Raw genomic sequence first — 8,127 nt, 5'->3', positions numbered from 1 at the left:
CGACCTCCTGATCGGACTCGAGCGGTCGGCGATCGGCACACTGGTCGAGCGCACGACCCGGTTCACGGTGCTCGTCCACCTGCCCCGCCAGGACGGCTACGGTATCGTTCCCCGCACCAAGAACGGTCCACCGCTGGCCGGTTACGGCGCTGTGACCATGAAGGACGCGCTTGCAACGACGATCGGCAGCCTGCCCGAGCAGCTGTGGCGGTCGTTGACCTGGGGCCGTGGCAAGGAGCTCTCGGCGCACGCCCAGTTCACCATCGAGACCGGCGTTCCGGTCTACTTCGCCGACCCGCACAGCCCGTGGCAGCGCGGTACCAACGAGAACACGAACGGTCTGCTGCGGCAGTACTTCCCGAAGGGCACCGACCTGTCCCGATGGGCGGCTGAGGATATCGAAGCGGTCGCCGCCACGCTCAACAGCAGACCCCGCAAGAGCCTCGGTTGGAAGACACCTGCCGAAGCCCTCAACGAGCACCTACTATCACTACAGGAAGCCGGTGTTGCGTCCACCGGTTGAATCCACCCAGTACACGTCCATCAAGCTCACAACCCGACTGGTGCGAGCGGGAGTTGAGGCCTCCATGGGCTCCGTCGGGGACTCGTACGACAACGCCCTGGCCGAAAACCTCTGGGCCCTGCTCAAGTCCGAGTGCGTGCGGGGCCGCACATTTACCACCCGGGCCGAGGCGAACCAAGCACTGTTCGAATACATCGACGGGTTCTACAACACCACCCGCATCCAGAAGCGTCTCGGCTGGCTCAGCCCCATCGAGTACGAGGAGAAGTACTACGCCGAACAGGCAACCGCCGAACGAACGAACCTGAACACCAATCAACCCACCCTGACCCGCTGATCAGCATCTCCCACCCACCGGGGGAGCCTCAGCCCGGCAGGTGGCAACCGCGAGCGAGACGGCGATGTGGGTCTTTCCGACCCCGGGTGTTATCAATGGGTCGGTGTGGCCAGTCGGTAAACGTTGCTGGTGACACGTTGCTTCTATCGCATCAGCAGCGGTGGCTCAGGCTCCTTCCATCGTCTGAGCCACCGCCTGGAAGGTCTACTGAACTTGGTGTCGCTTGAGCCAGGCGGTCTCAAGGAGGAGGTGGCGCTATCCCTCCACGGCCGCCGTTTCGGGATCCGGGAGGTCGTTGAAGGCCTCCACATCGGTGGTCACGTCACGGCTCCCGGGGTCCGCCGCGGCGGGCGAGTTCGCGTCGGAGGTCGAGGTTCTCGCCGTGGGCTTGCTCGAGTGCCTCTCGCAGGGCTTGCACTTCTTCTCGGTGCTGTTTCTTCAGGCGGGTGATCTGACCGGTCAGCGCGAGGACGAGGGTGCTGTGCCCGTCGGCCGCAGGCGTCGGCGCGGGAGCCGGCCGGGATTGGGCCCGGAGCTGCTCGATGCGTCCTCGCAGGTCAGGGTGGTTGTAGAGGAAGGCGTGGGAGACGCCGGCTTCGCGCTGGACGGCTTGGAAGGTGATCGGCTCGCCGCGTTTGACCAGGGTGCGGATCGCCTTCTGTGCCGCGGTGGTCTTCGCCTGGGACTTGGCCTTCGCCGCGGTGGCGAGGGTGTGGGTGCGCCGGGCGCGGGCGTCGTCGGTCACGGCCGGGTCCTTCGGTGGCGGTCGAGGTCGAGGGTGAGTGGGACGGGCCCGGCGGGGGCCGCTGGGGCGGCACCGCAGCCGGCGCCCTGGACGGCGCATCCGGGTTTGGAGCGCAGGGTGTCCAGGATCTTGGTGAGGGCCGCGTGTTCGGCTCGTCGTTGCAGCAGCCAGACGTTGTCCTCGGGCATCGGGCGGCCGTGCCGCTCCTGGAACGCGGTGGTGCTGCGGCCGATCAGCGCGGCGGTTTCGTCCGACTGCTGTTCCAGAGCACTTTGATGAGAAGCGTCGGTGACGAAGACCGAGCAGGTCAGACAGGCATTGCCTTTGTCGCAGGTCTGCAGGGGCGGCAGCAGGCACCAGCCGTGGGGCAGGAACCGGTCGGCCCGGTTGAACAGGTGGAGGCTGTCGTGGTCGTCCCGGGAGAAGGTGACGTGGGTGCCGTCCGCGCGGAGTTTCGCGCTGGCCAGGAACGCCTGCTCGGCGTGCTCCTGGCGGGCGGCGACGTAGTGCATCGTCATCGAAGGGGTCGCATGCCCGGCATAGCGCATCAACACGTGGACGGGCAGGCCGAGTTCTGCGAGCCGGGTCAGCCTGGTGTGACGGAAGCGGTGGGTGTGGCTGAGCCCGACGGGTCTGCCTCTGCTGTCGGTGATCTTCGCGATCTTGCTGAACTCGCGGAGCATCCAGCTGTAGGTGCCCGAGGGGTAGGGCTTGTCGCCCTGCCGGTTCCCGGTCCGTTGCAGGAACAGGTGACGCGGGGTGATGCCGGGGAAGTGCTCGCGGATCCACTGTCGTTGTTCCTCGATGACCGCCACGACCTCGGCGTCGACGAGGATGGTGTCCGGCGCGATGTCGATCTTGCTCTGTGCGTAGTGGAAGCGGGCGATCTGTTCGCCTTGGGCGGCGTCGACGGCCCGGTCGGGGACCGGGGAGAGGCAGTCGAAGCGGCTGGTGCGGATCTCGCTGGCCCGTCGTCCGGTGAGGATCTGCAGCAGGATCATGCGCATGGCCTGCGGGTCGTCGAAGCCGTGGGCGGTGATCTGCTGTCCGTCTCCGCGGGTGAGGGCCATCTCGTCGTGGCGGGCGAGCCCGAGCAGGGGCACGGCGGTGGGGATCTGCGCGAGTGCATGGTCGTCGACATAGTGTTCGTCGTTGACTTCGCGCTGGGCCGGGATGCGGGAGACCTGCCGCAACCAGCCGGCCGCGTGCGCGTCGGTGACCCGTGACCACGGTTGCGGCCCAAGAACCTGCTGTGCCTCGACGGGGTTGGCGGCGACGAACGCGAAGAGTTCGGCGACGGCCCGAAGGTCGTCGTTGATCAGGCGGGGATGGACGGGCCGCCCGGCGAACCGTTGCTCATTCGGCCGCAGCAGCCGGTTGGCGGGATCGGTGTCCCAGCGGCGGAAGGCGGCGGCCGACCGGACCGCGTGGGCCGGGTCGCCCAGAACGTCGAGAGGGTCGGTGAAGGTCTGCAGCCACCGGTCGAAGCGGGTGAAGCACTGCATCCTCTCCCGGCTCACCGTCGACCAGCGCAACGTGCCGGCCTCCAACTGCGTGCCCAGGCACCACTTCACGGCCTCCCGCAGCCAGGGCTGGGCAATCCGGGAAGGGGAACAGCCGTAGTGGGCCTGGGGCTCGTGCTCCGCCAGCGGAATCCGCGGATCGCATCGCGGATGCCACTCGTCCAGGGACCACCAGGGCCCGTCCGAGCAGCGGGCGAGCAGGGCCAGGCGGGAGAAGCGGAAGATCACCCGTAGCCGGGAGACGCTGCCACGGGGGGTGAGCCGGCCCCAGCGGGTGGCGTAGTACCACCGCTGCAGGGCGGCCGCCGTCTCCCAGTCCATGAGCCGGATCGAGGCCGGGAAAGGGCGCTGGTCGCGGATCGCGCGGCGCAGGATGTTCGCGAACTGGTTGGTGCCCAGCACCGAGCAACGGGTCCCGTCCATCGCCTGCCAGTGCGCCATCCAGGCCAGCTCGGCGGCGATCAGGCCGGGCAGAGCGGTCAGGTCGATGCTCCGGTCACCGTTCTCGGTGATCTTCTCCCAGTCGTCGATGCCGTCCCTGATCACCGGCCCCTTCCAGGGCTCGGGCAGCTCGCTCCACAGCCGCCGGAACGGATCCCCGTCGCCGGCCGCATGCAGATGACGCCGGTCAACGGCCATCGTCGACCTGCCAGGCGCAGATGTACGACTTCCAGCTCGCCGCGGCCCGCAGGGCCTCGTCCTCGCGGACCCAGCCGTAGAGGTCGAGCGTGGTCTGCACATGTGCGTGACCGAGCCGGCGGGAGACCACCCACTCCGGCGTCCCGGCCAGCAGCAGCGCGGTCGCGTGGCTGTGACGGAACCAGTGCGGCGTCCAGGAGGCGGGCCCGATGCGCGCCTCGCGCAGGGCGGACACCTTGTCCCGCACCGTGCCCTCGCGCAGGGCGGCCAGCAGGGGCGGCCGCACCAGGTTCACCAGCAACGGCGAGCCGGCATCGATCTCGACGCCGACCTCCGCGGCCCGGCAGGCGAGGTGGGTGAGGTAGTCGGCGAACAGTCGCTCCAGGTCGGCGCCGACATGGACCCGCCGGGGGCGCATCATCTTCACCCTGGCCCCGTTCGGGTTGTCCTCGCGCGGCACGATCTCGACATAGGGAGTCGCTCCGCGGCCCATCACGAAGTCGCCGATCCGCAGGCCAAGGGCCTCTCCCAGGCGCATGCCGGTCTCCGCGAGCAGGGCGAACAGCAACCGGTCGCGCAGGTTCCCCCGCCAGTCGCCGGCCGTGGTGTCCGGCATCGCGCAGCGGTCCAGGATCGCCTGGATCTCGCCCGGCAGCAGCAGCGGCGGGCGGCCATGATGCCGCCGGCGCCGGACCCTGACCAGCGAGGACGGACCGGAACCGGTGCGGGCGTCCAGGTGCGCGAGCAGGCCCCGGGCCGGGGCCCGGCGCGAGGTCCCGCGCATGAGCCGGCCCGCGACCGGCACCGAGAAGACGGCCTCCTGCCAGCGGTAGAACGAGATCAGCGCGGCCAGTCTCACCTCCAACGTCCCGGCCCCCGGAGCCTGTTCGGGCTCGACCAGGGCGTGCTCGACGGTGCGGCCGTTGCGCAACCAGGACAGGAACCCCGCGACGGCCGGCACCCCGAGATCGCCCCACCGCCCGGTCTCGTCGCGCTGTTCCAGGAACGTCCACCACTGGGCCAGCGAGGTCGCATAGCCACGAACCGTGTTCGGCGACCACAGCTGCCGATGGGCCTCCAACCAGTCCTCGACCGGCGCGACGGTCCGGTACTTCTCATCGATCACGGTCCACGTCCGCCGCCCGTCCTCGGGCCGAACCGCCAAGCTGTGCGCCACTGATGCCGTTCCGTCTCGTTGAAGAACTCCGGTTGATAGCAATGCATCAACGACACAGAACGCCCACGGTGACGCTCGATGCAGCCAGAGAATCGAGGGACTCACACCCCGCTGATAACGGCTGGTCCGAGAGGGCGTTGGCCTTGGCCTCGATGAAGGCGAGGGTGGAGAGGTCCTTGACTTGCGCGGGTCGAGCTCGGACTGGAAGGAGAAGAGCGTCTTGTGGTGCGGCAGCTTCTCGGGAAGATCCAGGGCGTGTCCCACGTGGCGGTGGAATCTCCGTGCACTGACCTCGCGTCGGAGCAAGGTGCCTGGGTCGAGGTTCCCGGAGTGGCCCGCCCGCACCCTCGCCGCAGGTCGCGGCGAGGGTGCGGGCCATCAGCCGAGGCCCGGACGGCGGCAGCCGGGCCGCTGACCAGGACCTACTCCAAGATCGCTGCTACACCACTCGGCAGGACACCGTCAAGATCCGCTACGTGGTGGAGCAGACCTTCACCCTGCTCCACCGGTTCAAGCGCCTCGCCGACCTCTGGGAACAGCGCCTCGAACTGCATGACTCGTCATCTCGCTCGTGTGTGCGCCGATCTGCTGGAGAAGGCTCAACAAGCCAGCGGCGTGATCGTGTTACGAGCTCTTGGCAGCCTGCCGCTATCCTCCAGCTATCCGAGAAACAAGTCTCCCTTGATAGATTTTCCTCATTGCTCTTTAATTCGGGAGAAACATGCAATGGCGGGCCATCTACCTTGATGGCGAGCGCGGGTCGATCTGAGTATATTTCATCTACTCTCACATCGTTACGGAGCGTTGGACTGCGCCGCTTTCGCCGTCTGCGCTTGCTCGATGGAAAATAAAGAAACTACACCAGTAAGGCAATTGTTCATATGACTGACCCGTTTTTTTCGGCAAGCTCGTGGGCCCCTTCCGGGCCAATTCCGGGCAAGTTTCCAGAGACTCTAGCAGACGCACTTTCGTCCAAGCCGTGGCGTAATCTGTATCTGGAATTTATCGATCACATGAAGGAGCGAGATCCGGCGATCCACAGGTCCGTCAAGGAGCTCGAAGTTTTCCTTGACTCGAAATCATGGCAGCGCGACCCCCTGCTGAAAGAGAAATTCTCCACCAATCTGAGAATTCTCTCCAAGGTGACCTACCATCCCTTCTTGGAGGCTGTGAAATCGGCGCAGGACAATGGGCTGGCCAGGACTTCAGGGAAAATCTCGAAGAAGAATTACCCGGGCAGGGCACCGAAGAAGGTGGAAGGGACTGCCATTGTCTTCGGGCACGGAACGGGCGTCCCATCGAAATCCGTTCCTGTCCCGCCAGGAGTGACGGTAAGATTCCTGGCCGAGCCGGGAAAACTCGGAGATGCTCAAACCGAGATTGAGCTGCTACGTGATGCCAATTCATCTGGCCTGATCCAGGAGACCATTACGGGAGGCCCGGGCGTTACTGTTCCTAACTACTATCTAGGGCGCATGACGACGCTCGAGACAGCTATGCGGGTAGCAGTTGCGGAAAAGTACGGAAGCTCATCGACTCTGTACTGGGTAGGCGACGGCGGTATCCCGGAACGCGCCTGGCTCTGCACGTCGTCCAGCAAGTGCAGGAAAGAAGGGTTCCATAGCTGCGATGGAATCCTTGGCATTGTAAAAGAGAATAACATTATCATGACGAACTGTCGTGGAACTTTTCTCCGGACAGCCTTACGCATGGTCTCGGAGAATCTCGGACCCAAGACCAACGAGTTCTCCCCGTCGGAGCACGTCACGCGAGCGCTGGATCGCCTGGAAATTCTCATCAAGGAGGGGAGAGACTTGCAAGCCACTGCTTTGCTTACTTCGCTTCCGGTGGTCGACCAAGCTATGCTTGAGTGCTATCCGGAGGTGTCGAAGTTCATCAGTCGCGCTCCGAATCCAGCCCGGACAATCAGCAGCAACGGCGCCCCCAAAGCATCGAAGCAAGCGAAGAAGAGTCATCCGCCGAAGCTTCCCGAGAGCCTTGCGGATTGCTTCAACGGGCAGTGGCAGAAGACGTTCGTCCAATGGGCGCAGATCGACCAAGGCATTTCACTCAACCGATACAACCTGATACTGCTGAATCAGAGCAGCGCGTTTGCGAACATGAGGCAGATTTCATACCTGCTCAGCGAATCTAATTCACCCGGGTCAATACCTGGGATCAACGATACGTTGAAGGATTTCGAGCAGATCGCGAGTAATTACGGTCTACTGCATGCCAATCTGAGTGAGGAAGGGTGGGGCGCCGGATGGGGCATGAGCGAGAAGTGCGGGGAAAATCTCGATGCATTCGTCAAGCATCTCGGCAACCTGATCAACTGCCCAACGGAACTGCCTGGCAGCGAGAAGGACATCAAGGAAGCTGGCGCGGACTTCTACTGCTTCAGTGAGAATCTGAAAAATGTCTTCATTGCTGGGGTCTTGAGTGCCTTCAAGCAGGCCATCAGGCATGGGTTTCGCTGAGAAGGTATCGGGTATTAGGTTGCCTGCCTTTCATCCCACGTTCCGTATGTCATGACGGTGCGCATGGCAGCAGCCAGGCGGCTGATTCGCCCGGTCGAGCACCGAGCCGTAGCGCGTTGCACAACCGGTGTTCACTCGACCCGCTGATCTGCGGTGCTACCGGCACAGCGACAGCGGCCGTTCTCCAGGATTCGATAATTCGAGTAACGAAGCACGGGAGAACGGCCGCTGTCCATGAGTCTTCCTGATCGTTTCAGAATGATCTTTGGAGTCGTCGGAGGCAGATGATGCTGGCGGCGAGTTCGAGGAGTCCTTGGTGGAGGTCGGCTCGGCGTTCGTAGCGGGTGCGGAGTCGCTTGAACTGGTGGAGCCAGGCGAAGGTCCGCTCGACGACCCAGCGGGTGCGGCCGAGCCCGGATCCGTGGGCGACGCCGCGCCGCGCGATCAGGGGCTTGATGCCTCGCTTCCACAGGAGGCGGCGGTACTTGTCGAAGTCGTAGCCGCGGTCGGCAAACAGCCGTCGGGGCCTGTTGCGGGGGCGTCCGCGCAGGCCCCGGATGCGGGGTATCGCGTCCAGGAGCGGGATCAACTGCGTGACGTCGTGCCGGTTTCCACCGGTCACGGACACGGCCGGCGGGGTGCCGTGGCGGTCAACGATCACATGGTGCTTGGAACCCGGCCGTGCGCGGTCGACCGGCGAGGG

General features: G+C 65.1%; 8 protein-coding genes. 3 read left to right on the top strand and 5 right to left on the bottom strand.

Going from position 1 to position 8,127, the window contains the following annotated elements; all coding sequences use genetic code 11:
* Positions 1–523: IS30 family transposase (locus AC2TEW_RS37805; RefSeq protein ID WP_484627735.1), on the top strand; the 523-nt coding region annotated here is incomplete at its 5' end.
* Positions 504–860 carry an IS3 family transposase gene (locus AC2TEW_RS37800; RefSeq protein ID WP_484627734.1) on the top strand — a complete coding sequence of 119 codons (357 nt, stop codon included), beginning with the start codon at positions 504–506 and terminating at the stop codon, positions 858–860. The genes AC2TEW_RS37805 and AC2TEW_RS37800, both read left to right, overlap by 20 nt.
* A 322-nt stretch (positions 861–1,182) precedes the next feature.
* Here the strand turns inward: AC2TEW_RS37800 and AC2TEW_RS37795 are convergent, their stop codons facing one another.
* The 4 genes from AC2TEW_RS37795 to AC2TEW_RS37780 form a co-directional block, all read right to left on the bottom strand.
* Positions 1,183–1,605, bottom strand: coding sequence for a DUF6262 family protein (locus AC2TEW_RS37795; protein WP_484627733.1), 423 nt, complete (start codon positions 1,603–1,605; stop codon positions 1,183–1,185).
* A complete protein-coding gene (locus tag AC2TEW_RS37790; RefSeq protein WP_484627732.1) occupies positions 1,602–3,767 on the bottom strand; it encodes a tyrosine-type recombinase/integrase in 2,166 nt (721 codons plus the stop codon). The genes AC2TEW_RS37795 and AC2TEW_RS37790 overlap by 4 nt, the downstream gene beginning before the upstream one ends.
* On the bottom strand, positions 3,757–4,893 hold the full coding sequence (locus tag AC2TEW_RS37785) for a tyrosine-type recombinase/integrase (RefSeq protein ID WP_484627731.1): 1,137 nt from the start codon (positions 4,891–4,893) through the stop codon (positions 3,757–3,759). Before AC2TEW_RS37785 ends, AC2TEW_RS37790 begins: the two co-directional genes overlap by 11 nt.
* Positions 4,894–5,366: 473 nt before the next feature.
* Positions 5,367–5,498, bottom strand: coding sequence for a hypothetical protein (locus AC2TEW_RS37780; RefSeq protein WP_484627730.1), 132 nt, complete (start codon positions 5,496–5,498; stop codon positions 5,367–5,369).
* A gap of 327 nt (positions 5,499–5,825) precedes the next feature.
* Between AC2TEW_RS37780 and AC2TEW_RS37775 the strand changes: the two genes are divergently transcribed.
* Positions 5,826–7,424, top strand: coding sequence for a hypothetical protein (locus AC2TEW_RS37775; RefSeq protein ID WP_484627729.1), 1,599 nt, complete (start codon positions 5,826–5,828; stop codon positions 7,422–7,424).
* A 253-nt stretch (positions 7,425–7,677) separates the two neighbouring features.
* On the opposite strand, the gene AC2TEW_RS37770 is transcribed toward AC2TEW_RS37775, so the two are convergent.
* A partial coding sequence (locus AC2TEW_RS37770) for an IS5 family transposase (protein WP_484627728.1) occupies positions 7,678–8,127 on the bottom strand: 450 nt, incomplete at its 5' end.

It is taken from the genome of Kitasatospora sp. NEAU-CNBT7 (assembly GCF_057220535.1).
Note: the sequence above shows the minus strand (reverse complement) of the source record. Positions and strands in the feature narration are given on the sequence as shown.